A 21,846-nucleotide genomic window follows, 5' to 3' on the forward strand; every position below is an offset into this window, starting at 1 on the left:
ATCGCCGCCGAGACACACCGAGAGGCCGAGGGGACACCGCAGCGGCTCCGAGGCGACACCCGGCAGATCGTCACCGCGGTATCCCCACCCCCGCCGCCCGTCACGGGCAGAGCCGTTCGAGTCTCTTCCTCGGGTAGGGAGTCCTCCGGCTCTTCTCCTGGAGGGTGCGGTAGAAGTCGGTCATCACCTCCGCGACCGGGGCGTTGCGAGTGAGGACCTCCGCGACTCCGGGCGGGGCCCCGGTCGGCTGCCGCCCTTCGGCCCATGCTCGTATCAGTTCTCCACGGATCTCCCAGTCGCCGCCGTACAGGGCGGTGATCAGCCAGTTCACGAGGTAGCCGGCCGTGTAGCAGCGGTCGTAGGCGCTGTGCTCCTCGTAGAAGCCGGCCTCGGGGCGCGTGAGGTCGAAGCGGGTGGACAGGGCGAGACCGAAATCGGCGAAGTACAGACGGCGGCCATCGGTGAGGATGTTCTCGAAGTGGGCGTCGAAGTGCAGCAGCCCTCGGCTGTTCATGAAGGACGTGCCGGCCGCCAGTTCCTTCTCCGTCAGGGAGCACGCCCGGTCGAGCGCCTCGTCACCGGCTTGTACCTGCGTCGTGAGCCATGAGTGCAGGGTCTGGGGCAGGTATTCGAGGAACAGCGTGACGCTCGCGGAGGATCGTTGCAGGGCCTCGACCCGTCGCCGTACGCTCGCGCTCCCTCCCCAGTAGGCCACGACCTTCTCCACATCGGCGAGTTCCTCGGCCCGGTGGGGTTCCTCCTCCGGCAGCACCCGCCAGTGGTACATCAGCGGAAACCCCTGGAACTGCCCGGAGAGCACCCAGTTCGTGGTCATGGTGTGCGCGGAGACCTCCCGCCACGCCCCGAACCCTGGCCCGCCGATGCCGTACTGGCAGATCATCGGCACTCCGAACAGATTGGCCGTGGACTGGCGGTGCTCGGGCCGCAGTTCCAGATCCGTGAGGGGCACGCGTTTGACGAAGACCGGCGTGCCGGACACGTCCAGCCGGGCCGATGATCCGCCGATGCCGGTGCCCAAGGGTGTGGCTCTGTGCACCAGTTCACGCAGCTCGGTGTCGCCGAGGAGCGCCAGAGAGGTCGCGACCGTGTCGTAGTCGCTCAGCCGTCCCGGATCCACTCCCCCGGGCAGGCCCTCACGCACCCCCACCGCCTAGACCGCCGGCACCGCCCGTACCCATATCCGGTCCTCTGTCAGACAGCGGTCCACCTTCAGGCCCGCCTCCTGGAGCGCCTCCTCGAACTGCTCCTCGGTCAGGGGCCGCGCCCGGAACGTCTGGGTCCAGACCGCGTCCGGGAACTCGTACTCCGCGCGCACCGAGTTGACCCCGTCACCGACCGGCTCCGACGACGCGATCCGCACGGTGAAACCGCTGGGGTCCTTGCGCTCGCGCGGCACGTTCTCGTGGTAGTCCTCGCCTTCCCGCTGGATCAGCACGCAGCCGCCCGGCGCGACATGGCGTGCGCAAGTGCGCAGCATGCCGCGCCGCACCTCGGCGTCTCCCGTGTGCACGAGGAACGACGCGAGCAGCACCACGTCGAACGTCTCGCCCAGCTCCAGCTCCTCGATCGGGCTGCATATCGTGCGCGCGCCGCGGACGTGCTCCAGCATCGGGGCGGACTCGTCCACCCCCGTGACCGTGAATCCGCGCTCCAGCAGTGCGTGGGTCATGCGTCCGACCCCGCTGCCGAGCTCCAGGATACTCGCGCCCTCGGGGGCGGCGGCAGCGATGACGTCCGGTTCGTCCCCGACGGGCAGCCGGGAGTAGAGCTCCACCGCGCAGCCGTCCGGGGTGATGGCCCCGGGTCCCGTCCCCTCGTACCCCTCACGCATTTTCATCTCCATGCCCGTCCAACGGGCCGCATCCGCACGCCCGTTCCCGTGACAGCAGGCTTCACCCGACCGAGTGAAGGAAGGGCGTGGCGTGGGAAGGGAGTGGAGAGCGCTACGGCTACAGCCGGAACCAACCGTGCCGCACGTACCAGTGACCGCCCGCCCGCAGATGGTCCCCCACCGCCCGCTCCACCGACGTGCGCCTCGGCAGACCGGCCACCGGCAGGTCCGGGTCCCCGAAGACGAAGCGGACGGGCTCGGTGTCCGCAGGTTCAGCCTCCTCACCGGGGTCACGGCCGGGCTCCAAGCGTTCCTGGAAGCGGACGATGTTGGAGTCCCGGTCCAGATGGCGCTTCAACTGCGGGTCGAGCAGCCAGGAATGGCACACCGCCACCCGATACCTTTCCCGCGGAAAATGGCGGGCGAAGAACTCCCGCGCCAGCTGAAGGGACCGGTCGCAGGCCGCCGGTGACAGCGGCCCGTGGAAGTCGGGAATGTGCAGGTTCAGGCAGGGCTCCCCCGGCGCCATGTCCAGCCCGGCCTGCGCCACCGCCCGCCCCGTCCGCTGCCCGAGGCGGGCCCGCTCGAACTGGAGCCGCCCCAGCTGGTACAGCTCACCCCGGAAGTGACGCGTGAGCCACTGCGGGACCTCCACCCCTCCCCTGCCGTGCCGACGTCGATGGAACGCCATGTTCCGCCCGAGGTCGGCGAGGGTGCGGCGGCTGACGTCCGCCGTGACACCCCGCTCGCGGTGGTAGGAGCGCGTGTACGGCAATGCCGCGACGAACACGTACACGGCGAAGTACGGACCCAGCGTGGGCGGGGCTTCGGCGACGCGCTCGGCGAGCGGCACCTCGGCCCCGGCCTCTCCTATGTCCCGTACCAGCTCCTCGACGCACTCCTGGACGAGCCTCATGGTCCCGGCGTCCGCGGTGAGCGTCCGTCGCAGGGCGACCAGGTCGTTGATGTCCTCGTGCGGCACCGCCAGGTCGAGCAGGGTCTCGGGCAGTGTGTCTGCGTCCGGCAGCACGGGTGGCTCCCCCTGTCGGCCTTGGTGAACCCTCGCCCCGAAGAGTACGTTGCAAGCAGAGGAGTGGTGATCGAGGGATGCGTACAGGCAGTGAACCGCGGACCGCGCGCAGTGCCCTGCGGGCGCGCTTCTGGCTGAGCGTGTGGGGGCTGGTCTGGGCGCTCATCGGGACGGTGGCGTTCGCGCTCGCCGGGCGGAACGGGTGGGCCATCGCATGCGGTGTGCTGCTGCTGATCGTCACGATCGACCTGGCCGTCGTCCTGCGGCGCATCCGGCAGGGCCCGCACTACCAGCCGGGCCCCGGTATCCCGCCCTATGAGCCGCCGGACCGACGCCCCTGAAGCAGACGGGGAGGGCTCACGAGTCGAAGTTCGCCGCCTTCAGGAACTCCGGGTTCGGATCGAGCGCGGCCGCGAGCCGGAAGTGGCGCTTCGCCTGGTCGGGACGGCCCTGACGCTCGAAGGTACGGGCGAGCGCGAAGTGCGCGAACGCGTTGTCCGGCTCCCGCTCCAGGACGATCTGGAACTCCAGCTCCGCCGGCCTCAGCTGCGCCGCGGCGAAGAAGGCACGCGCCCGCAGCAGCCGCGCCGCGGTGTTCTCCGGGTGCGTGGCGATGACCCCGTCGAGCAGCTTCACGGCGCCCCGCGGGTCTCGCGCCGCGAGCAGTTGCTCGGCGGCGCGGAAGTCGATGACGTGCGTCTCCGGGGTACGTCCGGTCGAACCGCTGGTCTCGGGCACGGCAGAGTCCTTCCCTCACTGGACGGGTTCAACGCCCCCACCGGGTGCCACTATTCCGCCGGGGCCGGCCGCGGCGCCTGTGACCTGCGCACGAGCTCGGCCCACACGTCCTTCACGCGCCGCTCCAGGTCCTCCAGCGGGACGTCGTTGTCGATCACGATGTCCGCGATTGCCCGGCGCTGCTCGCGCGTCGCCTGGGCGGCCATCCGCGCACGGGCGTCCTCCTCCGTCATGCCCCGCAGCCGGACCAGCCGGTCGAGCTGGGTCTCGGGAGCCGTATCGACGACGATCACCAGGTCGTACAGCGGTGCCAGGCCGTTCTCCGTGAGGAGCGGGACGTCGTGGATGACGACCGCGTCCTCGGCGGCGGCCTCCTCCAGCTCGCGGGAGCGGGCGCCCACCAGAGGGTGCACGATCGAGTTGAGGGTGGCGAGCCTCTCGGCGTCGGCGAAGACGATGGCGCCGAGGCGGGGCCGGTCCAGGCTGCCGTCGGCGGCGAGGATCTCCTCCCCGAAGGCCTCGACGACCGAGGCGAGCCCCGGCGTCCCCGGTGCGACGACCTCCCGCGCGATGCGGTCCGCGTCGATCAGCACGGCCCCGCACGCGACGAGCAGCCGTGACACCTCACTCTTGCCGGCACCGATGCCGCCGGTCAGGCCCACCTTCAGCATGTCCCGCAGCTTAGGCCCTGCCACTGACAGGGCCCTCGCCGGGCCGCACCGGGGTCAGTTGTCGCCTTCTCGTTCCGCCAGGAACTTTTCGAACTCCTGGCCGATCTCGTCGGCCGATGGGATGTCCACCGGCTCGGCGAGCATGTTGCCCCGGGTCTCGGCGCCCGCGACGGCGTCGTACTGGTGCTCCAGGCCGTCGATGAGCGCGGTGAGGTCCTCGTCGCCCTCGCGGATCTGCCGGTCGATCTCCGTCTGGGTGCGGAGGGCGTCCGAGCGCAGGGCGTGGGCGATGCCCGGCAGGACCAGTCCGGTCGCCGCCGTGATGGCCTCCAGGACCGTCAGCGCCGCGTCCGGGTAGGGGGAGCGGGCGATGTAGTGCGGGACGTGGGCGGCGACACCCAGGACGTCGTGCCCGGCCTGGAGCAGGCGGTACTCGATGAGGGACTCGGCGCTGCCGGGCACCTGCGCCTCCTCGAAGGGGCTGGGATGGCCCGGGACGAGGTCGGTGCGGCTGCCGTGCGGGGTCAGGCCGACGGGCCGGGTGTGCGGGACGCCCATGGGGATGCCGTGGAAGTTCACGGAGAGGCGGACGCCGAGCCGCTCCACGATCTGCTTCACGGCGGCGGCGAAGCGCTCCCACTCCACGTCCGGCTCGGGACCGGACAGCAGCAGGAAGGGTGCGCCGGTGGCGTCCTGGACGAGCCGCACCTCGAGGGTGGGGTCCTCGTAGTCGCTCCAGCGGTCGCGCTTGAACGTCAGCAGCGGGCGGCGGGCGCGGTAGTCGACGAGCCGGTCGTGGTCGAAGCGGGCGACCACCTGGTGGGGCAGCGAGTCGAGCACCCGGTCGACGATCTGGTCGCCCGTCTCGCCCGCGTCGATGTATCCGTCGAAGTGGTAGAGCATGACAAGTCCGGCCGACTCCTGGGCGAGCGCCATGTCGACGACGGCCAGCCCCTTCGGCTCCCAGGCGTACAAATCCTGCGGATCAAGCACAGTGACCGCTCCTCCTCGTGTTCACACTCCACAACGTCGTTGCGGGCGGGGGCATTCCCGCGGGAGGAGATTCATGATCTTGGCGGCGAGGGCAACGCCCCGTCAGGGGCGCGGGGAACTGCGCGACCGATCCCCACGGCCCGCAGCCGAACGACGGCCGGAAAACGCCAAGGGGCCGCACCTCGAAAGGTACGGCCCCTTGATCAGGAGCTACAGCTCAGTGGGCGTTCAGCTCTGCCCACCGGCCAGCTTCTCGCGCAGAGCGGCCAGCGCCTCGTCCGAGGCCAGCGCGCCGGAGTTGTCCGGGCCCTCGGAGGAGTACGAACCGCCACCACCGGACGCGGCCGGAGCGGCAGCCTCGCCACCCTCGGCAGCGGCCTTCTCGTCCGCCTCGCGGGACTTGATGACCTGCGCCTGGTGCTGCTCGAAGCGCTGCTGCGCCTCGGCGTACTGGGTCTCCCACGCCTCGCGCTGGGTCTCGTAGCCCTCGAGCCAGTCGTTGGTCTCGGGGTCGAAGCCCTCGGGGTAGATGTAGTTGCCCTGGTCGTCGTACGACGCGGCCATGCCGTAGAGCGTCGGGTCGAACTCGACCGAGGCCGGGTCCGAACCGAAGGACTCGTTGGCCTGCTTCAGCGAGAGGCTGATGCGACGGCGCTCGAGGTCGATGTCGATGACCTTGACGAAGATCTCGTCGTTGACCTGGACGACCTGCTCCGGGATCTCCACGTGGCGCTCGGCCAGCTCGGAGATGTGGACCAGACCCTCGATGCCCTCGTCCACGCGGACGAACGCACCGAACGGAACCAGCTTCGTGACCTTGCCGGGCACGACCTGGCCGATCTGGTGGGTGCGGGCGAACTGCTGCCACGGGTCTTCCTGGGTCGCCTTCAGCGACAGGGAGACACGCTCGCGGTCCATGTCGACGTCGAGGACCTCGACGGTGACTTCCTGGCCGACCTCGACAACCTCGGACGGGTGGTCGATGTGCTTCCAGGAGAGCTCGGAGACGTGGACCAGACCGTCGACGCCACCCAGGTCCACGAAGGCACCGAAGTTGACGATCGAGGAGACGACGCCGGAACGGACCTGACCCTTCTGGAGGGTCGTGAGGAACGTCTGGCGGACCTCGGACTGGGTCTGCTCCAGCCAGGCACGGCGGGACAGGACCACGTTGTTGCGGTTCTTGTCCAGCTCGATGATCTTGGCCTCGAGCTCCTTGCCCACGTAGGGCTGGAGGTCGCGGACGCGGCGCATCTCGACCAGGGAGGCCGGGAGGAAGCCACGGAGGCCGATGTCGAGGATGAGACCACCCTTGACGACCTCGATGACGGTACCGGTGACGATCCCGTCCTCTTCCTTGATCTTCTCGATGGTGCCCCAGGCACGCTCGTACTGGGCGCGCTTCTTCGAGAGGATCAGGCGGCCTTCCTTGTCCTCCTTCTGGAGAACAAGGGCCTCGATCTCGTCACCGACGGCGACGACCTCGTTCGGGTCGACGTCGTGCTTGATCGAGAGCTCGCGGCTCGGGATCACACCTTCGGTCTTGTAACCGATGTCGAGCAGGACCTCGTCCCGGTCGACCTTCACGATGACGCCGTCGACGATGTCGCCGTCGTTGAAGTACTTGATCGTCTCGTCGATCGCGGCGAGGAAAGCTTCCTCGTTACCGATGTCGTTGACCGCTACCTGCGGGGTGGTGGCGGTGGTCTCGGTGCTGCTCGTCATGTGGGAAAGGGCTCCGGTACGGACATTGAAGTCGTAGGTACTGCTACGCCGGGAGCCCGTTTCGCTCTGCAGAAGGCCGGACAGCCAAGGAAGCGCCACACAGAAATGGTGACGCCTCGACAACCGAGGGGACATACATACAGATGCGAGCGCAACCTGCTACGTCTGAGGTACGCAGGCTCGCAGCGCAACTTGTAGCATACGGGGGCAGCCGGGCAGGGTCAATGCGCGAAGCCGCCCACGCGGGGCGGATCGCCGCATACCCGGCACAAGTCGTGTCGTTCGAGGCCACGCGGGCCGTACGACGCCCCCTTTTGTGCCACCGCCGGGGCCGGCTGGACGGAAGAGTACGACGAGGGAGCCGATCATCCAAGAGTCCGAAGCGTCCGAACCCGAGGCCACCCGGCGCGATGCCGACGTCGCGGAAAGCTCCCGGGCCAATCGCGGCTGGTGGGACCGCAACGCGGACGAGTACCAGACCGAGCACGGCACGTTCCTCGGCGACGACCGCTTCGTCTGGGGCCCCGAGGGCCTGGACGAGGTGGAGGCCGAACTGCTCGGCCCGCCGGAGGGGCTGAAGGGCCGCGACGTGCTGGAGATCGGCGCCGGCGCCGCCCAGTGCTCGCGCTGGCTGACCGCCCAGGGTGCGCGTCCGGTCGCCCTGGACATCTCGCACCGGCAGCTCCAGCACGCGCTGCGCATCGGCGGTTCCTTCCCCCTGGTGTGCGCCGACGCGGGGGCGCTCCCCTTCGCGGACGGCTCGTTCGACCTGGCCTGCTCGGCGTACGGGGCGCTGCCCTTCGTCGCCGATCCGCGCCGGGTCCTGCGGGAGGTGCGCCGGGTGCTGCGGCCCGGGGGCCGACTGGTGTTCTCGGTGACGCATCCGATCCGCTGGGCCTTCCCGGACGAGCCGGGGCCGGAGGGCCTGTCGGTGTCGGCTTCCTACTTCGACCGCACTCCTTATGTCGAGCAGGACGACGAGGGCCGGGCGGTCTACGTCGAGCACCACCGCACGCTGGGCGACCGCGTCCGGGACGTCGTGACGTCGGGCTTCCGTCTGGTCGACCTGGTGGAGCCGGAGTGGCCGGTGTGGAACACGTCCGAGTGGGGCGGCTGGTCGCCGTTGCGCGGAAACCTGATCCCGGGGACGGCGATCTTCGTGTGCGAGCGAAGCGAGGTCGGGTCATCCCCGGCCGAAGGCCGGGGGAGGGACTGACCCGTGCGCGCGCAGGAACGCTCCCGGGGCGTACGACACTGATGGCGTGATCCGTGACGACGCCCTGGCCTCCCTGCCCGTACGCGGTGCCCTGCCCGCCCTGCGGGAAGCCCTCGACGGGCACGGCACCGCCGTCCTCGTGGCGCCGCCCGGCACCGGCAAGACGACCCTGGTGCCTCTGGCGCTGGCGGGACTGCTCGGGGAGGGGCCCGAGCGGCGGGTGGTCGTGGCCGAGCCGCGGCGGATCGCGGCCCGGGCCGCGGCGCGCCGGATGGCGTGGCTGCTGGGCGAGAAGCCCGGCGAAAGCGTCGGCTACACCGTGCGCGGGGAACGGGTCGTCGGTCGGCACACGCGCGTGGAGGTCGTGACGACCGGTGTCCTGGTCCAGCGGCTGCAACGGGACCAGGAGCTGGCCGGTGCCGACGTGGTGGTGCTCGACGAGTGCCACGAGCGGCACCTGGACGCGGACACGGCGGCGGCCTTCCTCTGGGACGTACGGCAGACCCTGCGGCCGGAGCTGCGGCTGGTGGCCGCCTCGGCGACGACCGACGCGCAGGGGTGGGCGCGGCTGCTGGGCGGGGCGCCGGTGGTCGAGGCGCAGGGCACGGCGTACCCGGTGGAGGCCGTGTGGGCGCCGCCGGTGCGGCCCGTACGCCCGCCGCACGGGATGCGGGTCGATCCGGCGCTGTTGACGCATGTGGCGTCCGTGGTGCGGCGGGCGCTGGCCGAGCGGGAGGGGGACGTGCTGTGTTTCCTGCCGGGGGTGGGCGAGATCACCCGGGTCGCCGGGCAGCTCGGGGGGCTCGGTGAGGTCGAGGTGCTCCAGGTGCACGGGCGGGCGCCGGCGGCCGTGCAGGACGCGGTGCTGGTGCCCGGGGAGCGGCGGCGGGTCGTACTGGCCACGTCCGTCGCGGAGTCGTCTCTGACGGTGCCGGGGGTCCGGGTCGTCGTGGATTCGGGGCTGGCGCGCGAGCCGCGGGTGGACCACGCGCGCGGGCTGAGCGCGCTGACGACGGTGCGGGCGTCACAGGCGGCCGGGCGGCAGCGGGCGGGGCGGGCCGGGCGTGAGGCGCCGGGGGCGGTGTACCGCTGCTGGGCGCAGGCCGAGGATGCGCGTCTGCCGCGGTATCCGTCGCCGGAGATCAAGGTGGCCGATCTGACGGCGTTCGCGCTCCAGGTGGCGTGCTGGGGGGATCCGGACGCGTCGGGTCTGGCGCTGCTGGACGGGCCGCCGAGCGGGGCGATGGCGGCGGCGCGGGAGGTCTTGGCGGCGGTGGGGGCGGTGGACTCCGTCGGACGGGCCACGGAGCGGGGAGTCCGGCTGAGCCGGGTGGGGGTGCATCCCCGGCTGGGGCGGGCACTGCTCGATTCCGTCCCGTTCCTGGGGCCCGCGAGGGCTGCGGAGGTCGTGGCGCTGTTGAGCGAGGAGGCTCCGCGGGAGTACGGCGACGATCTGGCCGGTGCCGTGCGTCGTGCTCGGCGTGGGGGTGACGCCTACTCCTCGCGGTGGCGGACGGAGGTTCGGCGGCTGCGGGCCGCCGTTTCCGGTGTCTCCTGCAAGGCAGCGGCAGAAGCGGAGACGCCGGCGGGCCTCTCCGAGGAGCAGCAGGCCGGCCTCGTCGCCGCTCTCGCCTTTCCCGAGCGGCTCGCCAGGGCCGACGGCGGGTCGTATCTCATGGTGTCCGGGACGCGGGCGGAGGTCGGTGCGGGAAGTGCGCTGCGCGGGGCGGAGTGGGTGGCCGTCGCCGTGGCGGACCGGCCCGTCGGCAAGGGGCACGCGCGCGTGCAGTCCGGGGCGGTCGTGGACGAGGACGTGGCCCGGCTCGCAGCGGGCGCGCTGCTCGACGAGCGGGACGAGGTCCGGTGGGACGGCGGGGATGTCGTCGCGCGGAGGGTGGGGCGGCTGGGGGCCGTGGAGCTGACGGTGCGGGCCCTGAAGGACGCCGGCCCCGGGCTCGTGCGCGACGCGTTGCTCGACGGGCTGCGGCGGGAGGGGTTCGGGCTGTTGCGGTGGTCGGCGGAGGCCGATGCCCTGCGGCAGCGGCTGGCGTTCCTGCGCCTCCACGTCGGTGCGCCCTGGCCGGACGTGTCCGACGGCGCGCTCCACGCGCGCGTGGAGGAGTGGCTGGAGCCGGAGCTCGGCCGGGCGCGGCGGCGGGCCGATCTGGCGCGGATCGACGCCGGGCAGGCGCTCGCCCGGCTGCTGCCCTGGGCGTCCGGAGAGGCGGGGCGGCTCGACGAGCTGGCCCCGGAGCGGATGACCGTGCCGAGCGGTTCGAGGATCCGGATCGACTACTCCCGGCCCGAGCAGCCCGTGCTGGCGGTGAAGCTGCAGGAGATGTTCGGACTCCAGGAGTCGCCCCGGGTCGCCGGGGTGCCGCTGCTCGTGCACCTGCTGTCCCCGGCCGGGCGCCCGGCCGCCGTCACCGCCGATCTCGCCTCGTTCTGGCGGGACGGCTACAGAGGCGTACGGGCGGAGCTGCGGGGGCGGTATCCGAAGCATCCGTGGCCCGAGGACCCGGCGGGTGCCGAGCCGACCCGGCACACCAACGCACGGCTCAGGCGCTGACCGACGACGGTTCCTCGGCCGCCGTGGGCTCCGGGCCCGAGGAGCGGCGGCTGCGCGCCTCCAGGTACAGCGCGAGGGCAAGCAGGAGAACGCCGAGGGCCAGGAAGCCCCAGGGCAGGTAGGACGTCATCAGCAGGACGAGCAGGCGCTGGGACTTCACCAGGTCGACGGTGTGGGTGATGTAGTCCTCGCGCATCTTCACGTGGCCGGCGAACGCGGTCACCTTGTCGCGGTCGCCGAGGAGGGCGCCGCCGCGCAGTTCCTCCCGGTGGATCTCCTCTCCGTACACGGGCGCGCCGGTGAGGGGTTCGACCCAGAACTTGCGGACCGTGGTGTACCAGCGGGTCGTGCCGGTCTGTGCCACCGCCTCGGCGGTGAGGCCCTCCACGGGCAGGGTCTTCGGGATCTTCACCTTGGTCCAGGGGATGGTCTGCTCGAAGTAGTAGACCTCCAGACCGCGGAAGTCGCGGGTGCCCTCGTAAGTGATGGGCGCGGTGACGCGGGCCTGGGCGTCGAAGTACTCGTAGTCCCGTTTCTCCGTCAGGAAGGGCCATTTGAACTCGATGCCCGTGCGGCGCACCGGGTCGCCGTCGACCATTTCGCCGGTGGCGTGAACGGGTTCCTGGGTGTGGGCGTCGAAGATGTAGCGCTCGGGGATCTTGGAGACCATCTTGCCGTCGGGGCCGACGACGTAGGACAGGCCGTCCCAGACGACGACGTCCCGCCCGGCCGACTCCTCGATCCGTTCGGAGGCTTCCACGTTGCCCTTGAGGGTCTGGACGATGGTGACCTTGGGGACCTTCTTCGCGCGCATGGTGCCGTAGTCGAGGAGGGTGGCGTCCTTCGCCTCCAGGACCATGTCCTGGTACTGGTTCGCGGGGACCTTGGCCAGGCGCGGGAAGGCGTACCAGCGCAGCAGCGGGGACAGGGCCGCGAAGAACACGGCGAGGGCGAGCAGGACCAGGCCGGTCTTGCGGCGCATCTCGGCCTCCCTCCCGGGCGGGCGGTCAGGGGTGTGCGGGCACGGTCGTCAGCAGCGGCTTCGGGGACGTCCCGCCCGAGGGGGTGCCGAGGGCGGTCAGCGTCAGGACCACGGCGAACGCGACGGCGAGACCGGTGGCGGCGGCGATGAGGGCGCGCATACGGAGCCTCCCCACGGGTGTCGTGACGGACGGAACTGATACTCCGTCAGGTTCTCGGCACCGTAGCAACGCGCGGCGGAGATGAGAACACGTTGCACACACAACGACGCCCCTCCTACAGGAGGGGCGTCGTCTGTCGTACCTGAGAGCTACGCGCTCGGACTCGCCGAAGCGCTCGGCGAGGACGTCTCGGCCGCCGCCACGGTCAGTTCGACGGTGAGCGTCGCTCCGCCGGCCGTGGCGATGCGGAGCAGGAACGTGCCGGTCGTGTCGTCCGCGTACAGCTTCGGCAGCTTCAGCAGGCCCTTCGCGTCCGCCTTCAGGCCCGTGAGGGTGCGGACGGTCTTGCCGTCGGCGTCCTTGAAGTAGGGGCCCTTGTCGTTGGCGGTCGCGTCGTCCGCCGACGTGATCAGCGTGGCGGTGGCCGCGACAGCGTCGGCGACGGCGCCGTTGTACGTGGCCTTCACCTCGACCTGGTTCGCGAACTCGCCGCCCGGGGCGCAGGTCAGTGCGGCGTCACCGGTGCGGGCGAGGGCGTCCGCGGCACGCTCGGTGACGGTGGCCTTGTAGTCGAGGCCCGGGACGGTACGGCCGACCACGGTGGCGCGGACGGTGACGGCGCCGGTCTTCTCCCCTGCCTGCAGGGCGGGCGCCACGGCCACGCCGGAGCTGTTGGTGGCGACCGTGGCCACGCTCTCGCCGCCGGTGAAGGTGGTGTCCGTGTCGCCGACGATCGTGAAGCGGACCCTGACCTTGGCGACGGCCTTGCCGGCCTCCGTCTCGGCGCGGGTGCTGATCCGCTTGCTGAACGCGTCGCCGGCCATGGCGGTGAGCTTCGCGGTTCCGGCGTCCTCCAGGTGGTCCACCGTGTCGGTGGGGGTGGGAGTCGTCGTGGGCGGCGCGGACGGCGTCCCGGGCGGGGTGGTGGGCGGTTTCGGGGGCGTCGTACCACCGCCGGGCTTGACGGGCTTTTCCGGCTTTTCGGGCTTGGGGTTCGGCTTGGGAGTCGAGCTGCCCGGAGCGGTCGTGCCCGGTGTGGTGGGCGTGGGGCTCGCGCCCGCGCCGTCGTCGCTGCGGTTGTCGGGCAGTGTGCCGGTGCCGTCCGGGACCTCGTGCGTGCCCTTGCGGTAGTAATCCAGCCACCTCATGACGAGGTTCAGGTATTCCCGCGAGTTGTTGTAGCTGAGGATCGCCCGGTCGAGGTCGTCCTGGTCGGACAGGTCCCAGTTGTTGCGGCACAGGTAGTGGCCGGCGGCGAGCGCGGCGTCGTAGATGTTGTTGGGGTCCTTCTTGCCGTCGTCGTTGCCGTCGCGGCCGGCCCAGGCCCAGGTGGAGGGGATGAACTGCATGGGGCCGACGGCCGAGTCGTACGTGCTGTTGCCGTCGTAAGCACCGTCGTCGGTGTCCTTGATGAGGGCGAAGCCGTTGCCGTCGAGCTGGGGGCCCAGGATCTTCTTGAGGGTGGTGCCGTCGGCGTCGACGCGGCCACCGCGGGCCTGTCCCGATTCCACCCGGCCGATGGCCGCGAGGAGTTGCCAGGGCAGGTTGCAGCCGGGCTTGGCCTCGCGCAGCGCGCTCTCGGCCTTCTTGTAGGCGTCCAGGACGGTCGCGGGGATGCCGGCTTCCGTCGTGCCCGTGCCCCCGGGGCCGGGGCCCGTGGACGGTGACGGATTCGGGCTCTTGAGCGGCGGCAGGTCCGTGTAGTACGGCGAGTTGCCGGTGGCGCTGCTGCCGTCGGAGGCACTCGTTTCGGGTGCGGGCGTGGCGTCGGCGGCGGTCTGTCTGCCGTGGTCGTTCACGCCCGGAGCCTGGGAGGCGGACAGGGCCGCGACCGCTGCCGCGGCCACGGCGGTGGTCGCCGCCCCCTTGCGCAGCCTCCTGCCGAATTGCGCCGCCATAGAGTGAACCCCTCCCGTGGACGCGCGAGCGCCCGGTCTACGTCCGCAGTGTTCGCCCTGTTGTGACGATCCAACCGCCCGAGGGGTTGCCCTCCGACGGCCACAACTCTGTTCTCTTGCGTGCTCTGCTCTTTACCGCGTTCATGTGATCGACGCACTCCCCGCGCGGCGACTCTGGCGACCCTACGACAACTTCCTTTGCTCGGGCACCCGTTCGTGACCGTTTTTCACCAGTTGGTCATGTGTGCCGCGTGACGTCGTCGACGGAGCGGCATCCCGCATACTGGGCCACTGACCGCCGGGCGTCCCGACCTGGCGCAACGACCGTCGCGAGGAGCCGAGTTGCCGTTCACGCTGAGCCATGCGGCAGCCGTGCTGCCCGCCGTCCGCACCGACGGCACCGGCCGGGGTCCGCTGGTGCCCGCCGTGCTCGTGGCGGGTTCCTTCGCGCCCGACATGACCTACTACGCGGCGAGTGTGCTGTCCGGGGCGATGGAGTTCGGTGACGTCACGCACGCCCTCCCGGGGGTCTTCACGGTCGATGTGCTCATCGCCTGGGCGCTGGTGGGGCTGTGGCTGCTGGTGCGTGAGCCGCTCGTCGCGTTGCTGCCGCGGGCGCGGCAGGGGCGGGTGGCGGCCCTGCTGCGGTGCGGGGTGCCACGCGAGCGGGTGCGGCCGTCGCTGGTGGCGCGGTGGTACGTGTCCGCGGTGCTCGGTGCGCTGACGCATGTGGTGTGGGACGCGTTCACGCACCTCGACCGGTGGGGCATGCGGCTGTTTCCGGTGCTGGGCCGGGAGGTGGCGGGCTCGCCGCTGTACTGGTACCTGCAGTACGGCGGTTCGGCGGTGGCCGCGGTCGTGATCGCCGTGTTCGTGGCGTGTGCGCTGCGGCGGACGCCCGTCCGCGAGCCGGTGGGGGTCCCCGTCCTCGCTGTGCGGGACCGGTGGGCGGCCGCCGCCCTGATCAGCGGCTTCGCGCTGGTGGGGGCGGTGCAGCGGGCGTCGCGGTGGTGGGCGTACTGGGGCTCGGCCGCGAAGCCGTGGGAGATCATTCCGACGGTGTGCTTCGGCGCGGGCGCGGGACTCGTCCCGGCGCTGCTGCTCTACGCCGTGGGGGTCAGGGCGCGGCGTCCGGTTCCGGCCCCCACCGGTCCTGCCCCTGCCGCCGAGACGGAGCCGAGCCGCCCGACTGCTCGCTGAGCGCGCTGTCCGTCGTGATGTACACGGTGATGGTGGTGTGCGCGGGGCGGGGGCGTGGGAGCAGGGTGAGGACGAGGGCCAGGTAGTCACGGGCCAGTCGGGCCCAGGGGCGGGAGGGCTTGCCCGGGGGGCCGGGGGTGCAGAGGGGTCGGGCCTCGGCGGGTCCGTGGCCGGTGACAGCGGACAGACCGGCCACGGTCAGCGTGTTGTCGGCGCCGATGACACCGGCGAGTGCGGCCAGAGCGTCGGCGCCGCTGAGACCGGTGAGAGCGGCCAGAGCGTCGGCGCCGCTGAGGCCAGTAAGAGCAGCCAGAGCGTCGGCGCCGCTGAGGGCAGCGAGGGCTTCCGTGTCGCTGAGACCGGTCAGGGCAGCGAGGGCTTCCGTGTCGGTGAGACCGGTCAGGGCGGACAGAGCATCGGTGCTGGTGAGGTCCGTCAGAGCATCCGTGTCGGCGAGAGCGGTCAGGACGGCCAGAGCGTCGGCGCCGACGAGAACGGGAGCCGCGGGCAGGTCGTGGGCACCGGGTCGCACCGTGGCGGCGGTCAGGACGCCGGTGTCGGCGGCGCCGGTGGGCCGCCGTCGGCCGGGGGCCAGGCGCTGCCGGAGGTCCGCCGTCGCGTGGCGCAGGGCCGAGGTGAAGGTGACGGGGACGCGAACCGTACTCGCGGCGGCCTCGAACGCCGGGGCCGGCGGCCGTGCCACGCCTGGTGCCGTGCGGCTGAGGAGCGTGCGTATACCCATGCCCCGCATCTTTGCGAGCACCGTGGACGGAGGCGCCTTCTCGGGGGCCACGCGAGTGACGGTTTCAGTGAGGTCCGGGGCGGGGTGGGTGACCAGGGCGAGCCCGTGCCCGGGGCGGGCGGGCCACAAGGCCCGGCCCCAGGCAGGGCTCCTGAGCCTCGGAGACATGCGGAACCTCGCCACCCGGCCGGCACGGGACCCGGGCCGCGGGAAACTCCCCGCGCACCCGGGCCACCGCTCTGATCCGCCCGCGGGCTAGTGCGCCGCCGACTCCCAGTCCGGGCCCGCGCCCACCGAGACGCCCAGGGGGACGCGGAGGTGGACGGCGTTCGCCATCTCGCGGCGGACCAGTTCCTCGGCGACGGCCCGCTCCCCGGGGGCGATCTCCAGCACGATTTCGTCGTGGACCTGGAGGAGCATGCGGGAGGCCAGGCCGGCTTCCTTCAGGGCGTCGTCGACCTTGAGCATGGCGATCTTGACGATGTCGGCCGCGGTGCCCTGGATCGGCGCGTTCAGGGCCATCCGCTCGGCGGCCTCGCGGCGCTGGCGGTTGTCGCTGTTGAGGTCGGGGAGGTAGCGGCGGCGCCCGAAGAGCGTCGCCGTGTAACCCGTGGCCCGGGCCTCGTCGACCGCCCGGCGCAGATAGTCCCGTACGCCGCCGAACCGCTCGAAGTACGCGTCCATCAGGGCGCGGGCCTCCGCCGCCTCGATGTTCAGCTGCTGGGACAGGCCGAAGGCCGAGAGCCCGTAGGCCAGGCCGTACGACATGGCCTTGATCTTGCGGCGCATCTCGGCGTCGACCGCGGTCGGCTCCACCGCGAAGACCTGAGAGGCGGCCGTGGTGTGCAGGTCCTCGCCGGAGGTGAACGCCTCGATCAGGCCCTCGTCCTCGGAGAGGTGCGCCATCACACGCAGCTCGATCTGGCTGTAGTCGGCCGTCATCAGCGACTCGAAGCCCTCGCCGACGACGAAACCGCGGCGGATCGCCCGGCCCTCGTCGGTGCGGACCGGGATGTTCTGGAGGTTGGGGTCCGTGGAGGACAGGCGGCCGGTGGCGGCGACGGTCTGGTTGAACGTCGTGTGGATGCGGCCGTCCGCTGCGATCGTCTTGATCAGGCCCTCGACGGTGACGCGGAGCTTGGCCTGCTCGCGGTGGCGGAGCATGATCACCGGCAGCTCGTTGTCCGTCTGCGTGGCGAGCCAGGCGAGGGCGTCGGCGTCCGTGGTGTAGCCGGTCTTCGTCCGCTTGGTCTTGGGCAGGGCCAGCTCGCCGAAGAGGACCTCCTGGAGCTGCTTGGGCGAGCCCAGGTTGAACTCGTGCCCGGCCGCGGCATGGGCCTCCTTGACCGCCTGCTGGACGGCGCCGGCGAACATCTGCTCCATGGCCTCCAGGTGGGGCCGGTCGGCCGCGATGCCGTGCCGCTCCATGCGGGCGAGCAGCGCGGACGTGGGCAGCTCCATGTCGCGCAGCAGGTCGGCGGCGCCGACCTCCTCCAGCCGGCTCTCGAAGGCCTGGCCCAGGTCGAGGACGGCCCGGGCCTGGATCATCAGGGCCTCGGCCGCGGCGGCGTCGTCCGCGCCGAAGGCGAGCTGGCCGTCGGCCGCGGCGGCCGGGGTCAGCTCGCGGTGCAGGTACTCCAGGGACAGCGCGTCCAGGTCGAAGGAGCGGCGGCCGGGCTTGACCAGGTAGGCGGCGAGCGCGGTGTCCATGCTCACGCCCTCGACGCTCCAGCCGTGCTCGGCGAAGACGCGCATGGCGCCCTTGGCGTTGTGGAGGACCTTGGGCCGGGCGGCGTCGGCGAGCCAGGCCGCGAAGGCCCTCTCGTCGGCCTCGTCCAGCTGGGAGGGGTCGAACCAGGCGGCGGGGCCGCCTGGTGCGGCGAGGGCGACCTCGGCGACCGAGCCGGTGCCGAGCGCCCAGGTGTCGACCGTGGCGATGCCGAGGGGCCGGGTGCCGTGCTCGGTGAGCCAGGCGGGCAGCTCGCCGGTGGAGAGCACCGTGCCGTCCACCTGTACGCCCTCGGTGCTGACCGGGGTGGTCTCCGCCTCCTCGGCGCCGGGGTCGACGGCGAAGAGCCGCTCGCGCAGCGAGGGGTTCCTGATCTCCAGGGTGTCCAGGATCATCGCGACGGCCTTGCGGTCGTAGGCCGCGCGCTCCAGCTCGGTGACGCCCTTGGGGAGCTCCACGCGGCGCTCCAGCTCGGTGAGCCGGCGGTTGAGCTTGACGGATTCCAGATGGTCGCGGAGGTTCTGGCCGGCCTTGCCCTTGACCTCGTCGACGCGCTCGACGAGCTCGGCGAAGGAGCCGAACTGGTTGATCCACTTCGCGGCGGTCTTCTCGCCGACGCCGGGGATGCCGGGGAGGTTGTCGGAGGGGTCACCGCGCAGGGCCGCGAAGTCGGGGTACTGCGCGGGCGTCAACGCGTACTTCTCGAATACCTTCTCCGGGGTGAAGCGGGTCAGCTCGGAGACGCCCTTGGTCGGGTACAGCACCGTGGTGTGCTCGCTGACCAGCTGGAACGAGTCGCGGTCGCCGGTGACGATCAGTACCTCGAAACCCTCGGCCTCGGCCTGGGTGGCGAGCGTGGCGATGACGTCGTCGGCCTCGAAGCCGTCCACCGCGAAGCGGGCGACGCCCATCGCGTCCAGAAGCTCACCGATCAGCTCGACCTGGCCCTTGAACTCGTCGGGGGTCTTGGAGCGGTTCGCCTTGTACTCCGTGAACTCCTGGGACCGCCAGGTCTTGCGGGAGACGTCGAAGGCGACCGCGAAGTGCGTGGGCGCCTCGTCGCGCAGCGTGTTGGCGAGCATCGACGCGAAGCCGTAGATCGCGTTCGTCGGCTGGCCCGTCGCGGTGGTGAAGTTCTCCGCGGGCAGCGCGAAGAACGCACGGTAGGCCAGCGAGTGCCCGTCCATGAGCATCAGTCGCGGCCGGCTGCCGCCGGAGGTCTGGTCGGTCGTCTTCGATGCTGTCTCTGCCACGCCCCCGATCCTGCCACGCCCCACTGACAGTCGGCCCCGCCCCCGCGGGTGCCGGGCTCGGGCGCACCCCCCGGGGGACCCCGCTCACCCCGCCCTCGGCGTCTCCAGGCCCGACCGCAACCGCTGTCACCACAGCGTGCGAGGATCGGAGACGTACCTCACAGCGCAGTCGAAGGAGAGTGTGCGATGGCGTCGAAGCCGCCCAAGAGCGATCCGGTTCAGGACGCGCCGCAGGTCGCCGGGCCGAAGCGCGCGGCCGCGGGGCTCCCGGCCATCGGGCACACGCTGCGGATCGCCCAGCAGCAGATGGGAGTGAAGCGCACCGCGCTGACACTGCTGAGCGTGAACCAGAAGGACGGCTTCGACTGCCCGGGCTGCGCCTGGCCCGAGCCGGAGCACCGGCACAAGGCGGAGTTCTGCGAGAACGGCGCGAAGGCCGTGGCCGAGGAGGCCACCCTGCGCCGGGTCACGCCCGAGTTCTTCGCCGCGCACCCGGTCGCCGACCTGGCCGGCCGCAGCGGCTACTGGCTGGGCCAGCAGGGCCGGCTGACCCACCCCATGTACCTCCCCGAGGGGGGTACGCACTACGAGCCGGTCACCTGGGAGCGCGCCTTCGACATCATCGGTGAGGAGATCGCCGCGCTCGCCTCCCCGGACGAGGCCGTCTTCTACACGTCCGGCCGCACGAGCAACGAGGCAGCGTTCCTCTACCAGCTGTTCGCCCGCGAGTTCGGCACGAACAACCTCCCCGACTGCTCGAACATGTGCCACGAGTCGTCCGGCTCGGCCCTGTCGGAGACGATCGGCATCGGCAAGGGCAGTGTCCTGCTGGAAGACCTCTACCAGGCCGACCTGATCATCGTCGCCGGGCAGAACCCGGGGACGAACCACCCGCGCATGCTGTCCGCGCTGGAGAAGGCGAAGGACAACGGCGCGAAGATCATCAGCGTCAACCCGCTTCCCGAGGCGGGCCTGGAGCGCTTCAAGAACCCGCAGACCCCGCAGGGCATGGTCAAGGGCGCCGCGCTCACCGACCTGTTCCTGCAGATCCGCATCGGCGGCGACCAGGCCCTGTTCCGCCTGCTGAACAAGCTGATCCTTCAGACGGACGGCGCGGTCGACGAGGCGTTCGTGCGCGAGCACACGCACGGCTACGAGGAGTTCGCCGAGGCCGCCCGCGCCGCCGACCGGGACGAGACGCTCACGGCGACCGGCCTGGCCCAGGAGGACATCGACAAGGCCCTCCGTATGGTCCTGGCCTCGAAACGCACCATCGTGTGCTGGGCGATGGGCCTCACCCAGCACAAGCACTCCGTGCCCACGATCAGGGAAGTCGTCAACTTCCTGCTGCTGCGCGGCAACATCGGCCGCCCGGGTGCGGGCGTGTGCCCGGTGCGCGGGCATTCGAACGTGCAGGGCGACCGCACGATGGGCATCTTCGAGAGGCCCGCCCCGGCGTTCCTGGACGCCTTGGAGAAGGAGTTCGGCTTCGCGCCCCCGCGCGAGCACGGCTATGACGTCGTCCGCGCCATCCGCGCCCTGCGCGACGGCGAGGCGAAGGTCTTCTTCGCCATGGGCGGCAACTTCGTCTCGGCGTCCCCCGACACGGACGTCACCGAGGCGGCCATGCGCCGCGCCCGGCTGACCGTGCACGTGTCGACGAAGCTGAACCGCTCGCACGCGGTCACGGGCGCGCGTGCCCTGATCCTCCCGACGCTCGGGCGTACCGAGCGCGATCTGCAGGGCGGCGGCGAGCAGTTCGTGACGGTCGAGGACTCGATGGGCATGGTGCACGCCTCCCGGGGCCGCCTGGAGCCCGCGAGCCGGCACCTGCTGTCGGAACCGGCCATCGTCAGCCGCCTGGCCCGCCGCGTGCTGGGCGAGAACAGCCGCACACCGTGGGAGGAGTTCGAGAAGGACTACGCGACGATCCGCGACCGCATCGCGCGTGTGATCCCGGGTTTCGAGGACTTCAACGCGCGCGTGGCGCGCCCCGGCGGCTTCGCGCTCCCCCACGCCCCGCGCGACGAGCGGCGCTTCCCCACCGCCACCGGCAAGGCCAACTTCACGGCCGCGCCGGTGGAGTACCCGAGGCTGCCCGAGGGCCGCCTGCTGCTGCAGACGCTGCGCTCGCACGACCAGTACAACACCACGATCTACGGCCTCGACGACCGCTACCGGGGCATCCGCAACGGCCGCCGGGTGGTGCTGGTGCACCCCGAGGACGCGCGGGCCCTGAAGCTGGCGGACGGCGTCTACGTCGACCTGGTCAGCGAGTGGAAGGACGGCGTGGAGCGCAGGGCGCCCGGTTTCCGGGTCGTGCACTACCCGACGGCCCGGGGCTGCGCCGCCGCGTACTACCCGGAGACCAACGTGCTGGTGCCGCTGGACGCCACCGCGGACACCAGTAACACCCCGGCCAGTAAGTCCGTCGTGGTGCGTCTGGAACAATCGGCGACCGACTGAGCGTTTGCTCAGTGACACAGGCAGCCGAGTGACGAGGACGAACGGAGCCGGGCCCGATGGGTGAGCAACAGCATGTGAAGTTCCCGCAAGAGGTCATCGACGAGTACGCCGCGCTCGGCGTGGACCTCCTGGCCCTGTTCTCCGCGGGCCACCTCGGCAACCGGATGGGCGTCCAGATCTCCGAGGCGTCGGCCGACCGGGTCGTCGGCACGATGCCGGTGGAGGGCAACACCCAGCCCTACGGTCTGCTGCACGGCGGGGCCTCCGCGGTGCTGGCCGAGACCCTCGGCTCGATCGGATCGATGCTGCACGGCGGCAGCTCCAAGATCGCCGTGGGCGTCGACCTGAACTGCACCCACCACCGCGGGGCGCGCTCCGGGCTGGTCACCGGCGTGGCCACGCCCGTGCACCGGGGACGTTCGACGGCCACCTACGAGATCGTGATCACCGACGAGAACGACAAGCGGGTCTGCACCGCCCGGCTGACCTGCATGCTGCGCGACGTGCGGCCGGGCGACGAGGAGCTCATCCGCTCCGCGGGCTGATCCGGACAGAGGGAAAACCCTGGAGGGGCGGGCGCGCTCTTGTCGCGACCGCCCCGCGGGCATTTCACTGGCGCTCC

Annotated in this window: 18 protein-coding genes; 6 read left to right on the plus strand and 12 right to left on the minus strand. The window is 71.5% G+C overall.

Going from position 1 to position 21,846, the window contains the following annotated elements:
* Positions 1 to 100: 100 nt before the first annotated feature.
* From A4E84_RS10260 to A4E84_RS10270, 3 genes are all read right to left on the minus strand, one after another.
* Positions 101 to 1,162 carry a protein kinase family protein gene (locus A4E84_RS10260; RefSeq protein WP_237304888.1) on the minus strand — a complete coding sequence of 354 codons (1,062 nt, stop codon included), beginning with the start codon at positions 1,160 to 1,162 and terminating at the stop codon, positions 101 to 103.
* A 9-nt stretch (positions 1,163 to 1,171) separates the two neighbouring features.
* On the minus strand, positions 1,172 to 1,852 hold the full coding sequence (locus A4E84_RS10265) for a class I SAM-dependent methyltransferase (protein ID WP_062926256.1): 681 nt from the start codon (positions 1,850 to 1,852) through the stop codon (positions 1,172 to 1,174).
* 118 nt (positions 1,853 to 1,970) lie between these two features.
* On the minus strand, positions 1,971 to 2,882 hold the full coding sequence (locus A4E84_RS10270; RefSeq protein ID WP_062926257.1) for an acyltransferase domain-containing protein: 912 nt from the start codon (positions 2,880 to 2,882) through the stop codon (positions 1,971 to 1,973).
* A 77-nt stretch (positions 2,883 to 2,959) separates the two neighbouring features.
* Here A4E84_RS10270 and A4E84_RS10275 point away from each other — a divergent pair, with 77 nt between their 5' ends.
* Positions 2,960 to 3,223 carry a DUF6343 family protein gene (locus tag A4E84_RS10275; protein WP_062926258.1) on the plus strand — a complete coding sequence of 88 codons (264 nt, stop codon included), beginning with the start codon at positions 2,960 to 2,962 and terminating at the stop codon, positions 3,221 to 3,223.
* Between the two features lie 16 nt (positions 3,224 to 3,239).
* Here the strand turns inward: A4E84_RS10275 and A4E84_RS10280 are convergent, their stop codons facing one another.
* From A4E84_RS10280 to rpsA, 4 genes are all read right to left on the minus strand, one after another.
* Positions 3,240 to 3,620 carry a tetratricopeptide repeat protein gene (locus A4E84_RS10280; protein WP_062926259.1) on the minus strand — a complete coding sequence of 127 codons (381 nt, stop codon included), beginning with the start codon at positions 3,618 to 3,620 and terminating at the stop codon, positions 3,240 to 3,242.
* Between the two features lie 50 nt (positions 3,621 to 3,670).
* Positions 3,671 to 4,291 carry a dephospho-CoA kinase gene (gene coaE / locus A4E84_RS10285; RefSeq protein ID WP_062926260.1) on the minus strand — a complete coding sequence of 207 codons (621 nt, stop codon included), beginning with the start codon at positions 4,289 to 4,291 and terminating at the stop codon, positions 3,671 to 3,673.
* A 54-nt stretch (positions 4,292 to 4,345) separates the two neighbouring features.
* A complete protein-coding gene (locus tag A4E84_RS10290) occupies positions 4,346 to 5,284 on the minus strand; it encodes a PAC2 family protein (RefSeq protein WP_062926261.1) in 939 nt (312 codons plus the stop codon).
* 228 nt (positions 5,285 to 5,512) lie between these two features.
* The gene (rpsA, locus tag A4E84_RS10295) at positions 5,513 to 7,009 is read right to left on the minus strand and encodes a 30S ribosomal protein S1 (RefSeq protein WP_062926262.1); all 1,497 of its coding nucleotides are present in this window, start codon (positions 7,007 to 7,009) and stop codon (positions 5,513 to 5,515) included.
* A gap of 316 nt (positions 7,010 to 7,325) precedes the next feature.
* Here rpsA and A4E84_RS10300 point away from each other — a divergent pair, with 316 nt between their 5' ends.
* A complete protein-coding gene (locus A4E84_RS10300; protein WP_079128926.1) occupies positions 7,326 to 8,225 on the plus strand; it encodes a class I SAM-dependent methyltransferase in 900 nt (299 codons plus the stop codon).
* A 46-nt stretch (positions 8,226 to 8,271) separates the two neighbouring features.
* Positions 8,272 to 10,794, plus strand: coding sequence for an ATP-dependent helicase HrpB (gene hrpB / locus A4E84_RS10305; protein ID WP_062926263.1), 2,523 nt, complete (start codon positions 8,272 to 8,274; stop codon positions 10,792 to 10,794).
* On the opposite strand, the gene pgfA is transcribed toward hrpB, so the two are convergent.
* The 3 genes from pgfA to A4E84_RS10315 all read right to left on the minus strand — a co-directional run bounded on the left by pgfA (position 10,784) and on the right by A4E84_RS10315 (position 13,834).
* On the minus strand, positions 10,784 to 11,776 hold the full coding sequence (gene pgfA / locus A4E84_RS10310) for a cell envelope lipid trafficking protein PgfA (protein WP_062926264.1): 993 nt from the start codon (positions 11,774 to 11,776) through the stop codon (positions 10,784 to 10,786). The two genes, hrpB and pgfA, sit on opposite strands and share 11 nt — an antisense overlap.
* Positions 11,777 to 11,801: 25 nt before the next feature.
* Positions 11,802 to 11,936 carry an SPW_0924 family protein gene (locus tag A4E84_RS42130; RefSeq protein WP_107308296.1) on the minus strand — a complete coding sequence of 45 codons (135 nt, stop codon included), beginning with the start codon at positions 11,934 to 11,936 and terminating at the stop codon, positions 11,802 to 11,804.
* Positions 11,937 to 12,085: 149 nt separating this feature from the next.
* Positions 12,086 to 13,834 (minus strand): lytic transglycosylase domain-containing protein, encoded by a 1,749-nt coding sequence (locus A4E84_RS10315; protein WP_062926265.1) that lies wholly within the window; start codon positions 13,832 to 13,834, stop codon positions 12,086 to 12,088.
* A 342-nt stretch (positions 13,835 to 14,176) separates the two neighbouring features.
* Between A4E84_RS10315 and A4E84_RS10320 the strand changes: the two genes are divergently transcribed.
* Positions 14,177 to 15,034, plus strand: a complete 858-nt coding sequence (locus A4E84_RS10320) for a DUF4184 family protein (protein ID WP_062926266.1) — start codon at positions 14,177 to 14,179, stop codon at positions 15,032 to 15,034.
* Here A4E84_RS10320 and A4E84_RS10325 read toward each other — a convergent pair.
* Both A4E84_RS10325 and polA read right to left on the minus strand, forming a co-directional pair.
* On the minus strand, positions 14,952 to 15,776 hold the full coding sequence (locus tag A4E84_RS10325; protein WP_159029562.1) for a hypothetical protein: 825 nt from the start codon (positions 15,774 to 15,776) through the stop codon (positions 14,952 to 14,954). The genes A4E84_RS10320 and A4E84_RS10325 overlap by 83 nt on opposite strands.
* A 255-nt stretch (positions 15,777 to 16,031) precedes the next feature.
* The gene (gene polA, locus A4E84_RS10330; RefSeq protein WP_062926268.1) at positions 16,032 to 18,758 is read right to left on the minus strand and encodes a DNA polymerase I; all 2,727 of its coding nucleotides are present in this window, start codon (positions 18,756 to 18,758) and stop codon (positions 16,032 to 16,034) included.
* Positions 18,759 to 18,944: 186 nt separating this feature from the next.
* On the opposite strand from polA, the gene A4E84_RS10335 reads away from it, so the two are divergent.
* Both A4E84_RS10335 and A4E84_RS10340 read left to right on the plus strand, forming a co-directional pair.
* Positions 18,945 to 21,224 (plus strand): FdhF/YdeP family oxidoreductase, encoded by a 2,280-nt coding sequence (locus A4E84_RS10335; RefSeq protein WP_062926269.1) that lies wholly within the window; start codon positions 18,945 to 18,947, stop codon positions 21,222 to 21,224.
* A gap of 56 nt (positions 21,225 to 21,280) precedes the next feature.
* The gene (locus tag A4E84_RS10340; protein WP_033310619.1) at positions 21,281 to 21,769 is read left to right on the plus strand and encodes a PaaI family thioesterase; all 489 of its coding nucleotides are present in this window, start codon (positions 21,281 to 21,283) and stop codon (positions 21,767 to 21,769) included.
* Positions 21,770 to 21,846 lie beyond the last annotated feature (77 nt).

The sequence above is a fragment of the Streptomyces qaidamensis genome, assembly GCF_001611795.1.
Classification (GTDB): Bacteria; Actinomycetota; Actinomycetes; order Streptomycetales; family Streptomycetaceae; genus Streptomyces; species Streptomyces qaidamensis.

Excerpts from the sequence above, each read along its gene's own strand:
- A4E84_RS10340 (WP_033310619.1), top strand. The coding sequence starts at position 21,281 with ATGGGTGAGCAACAGCATGTGAAGTTCCCGCAAGAGGTCATCGACGAG.
- coaE (WP_062926260.1), bottom strand. The coding sequence starts at position 4,291 with ATGCTGAAGGTGGGCCTGACCGGCGGCATCGGTGCCGGCAAGAGTGAG.
- A4E84_RS10275 (WP_062926258.1), top strand. The coding sequence starts at position 2,960 with ATGCGTACAGGCAGTGAACCGCGGACCGCGCGCAGTGCCCTGCGGGCG.
- rpsA (WP_062926262.1), bottom strand. The coding sequence starts at position 7,009 with ATGACGAGCAGCACCGAGACCACCGCCACCACCCCGCAGGTAGCGGTC.
- A4E84_RS10315 (WP_062926265.1), bottom strand. The coding sequence starts at position 13,834 with ATGGCGGCGCAATTCGGCAGGAGGCTGCGCAAGGGGGCGGCGACCACC.
- A4E84_RS10265 (WP_062926256.1), bottom strand. The coding sequence starts at position 1,852 with ATGCGTGAGGGGTACGAGGGGACGGGACCCGGGGCCATCACCCCGGAC.
- A4E84_RS10325 (WP_159029562.1), bottom strand. The coding sequence starts at position 15,776 with ATGGGTATACGCACGCTCCTCAGCCGCACGGCACCAGGCGTGGCACGG.
- pgfA (WP_062926264.1), bottom strand. The coding sequence starts at position 11,776 with ATGCGCCGCAAGACCGGCCTGGTCCTGCTCGCCCTCGCCGTGTTCTTC.
- A4E84_RS10335 (WP_062926269.1), top strand. The coding sequence starts at position 18,945 with ATGGCGTCGAAGCCGCCCAAGAGCGATCCGGTTCAGGACGCGCCGCAG.
- A4E84_RS42130 (WP_107308296.1), bottom strand. The coding sequence starts at position 11,936 with ATGCGCGCCCTCATCGCCGCCGCCACCGGTCTCGCCGTCGCGTTCGCC.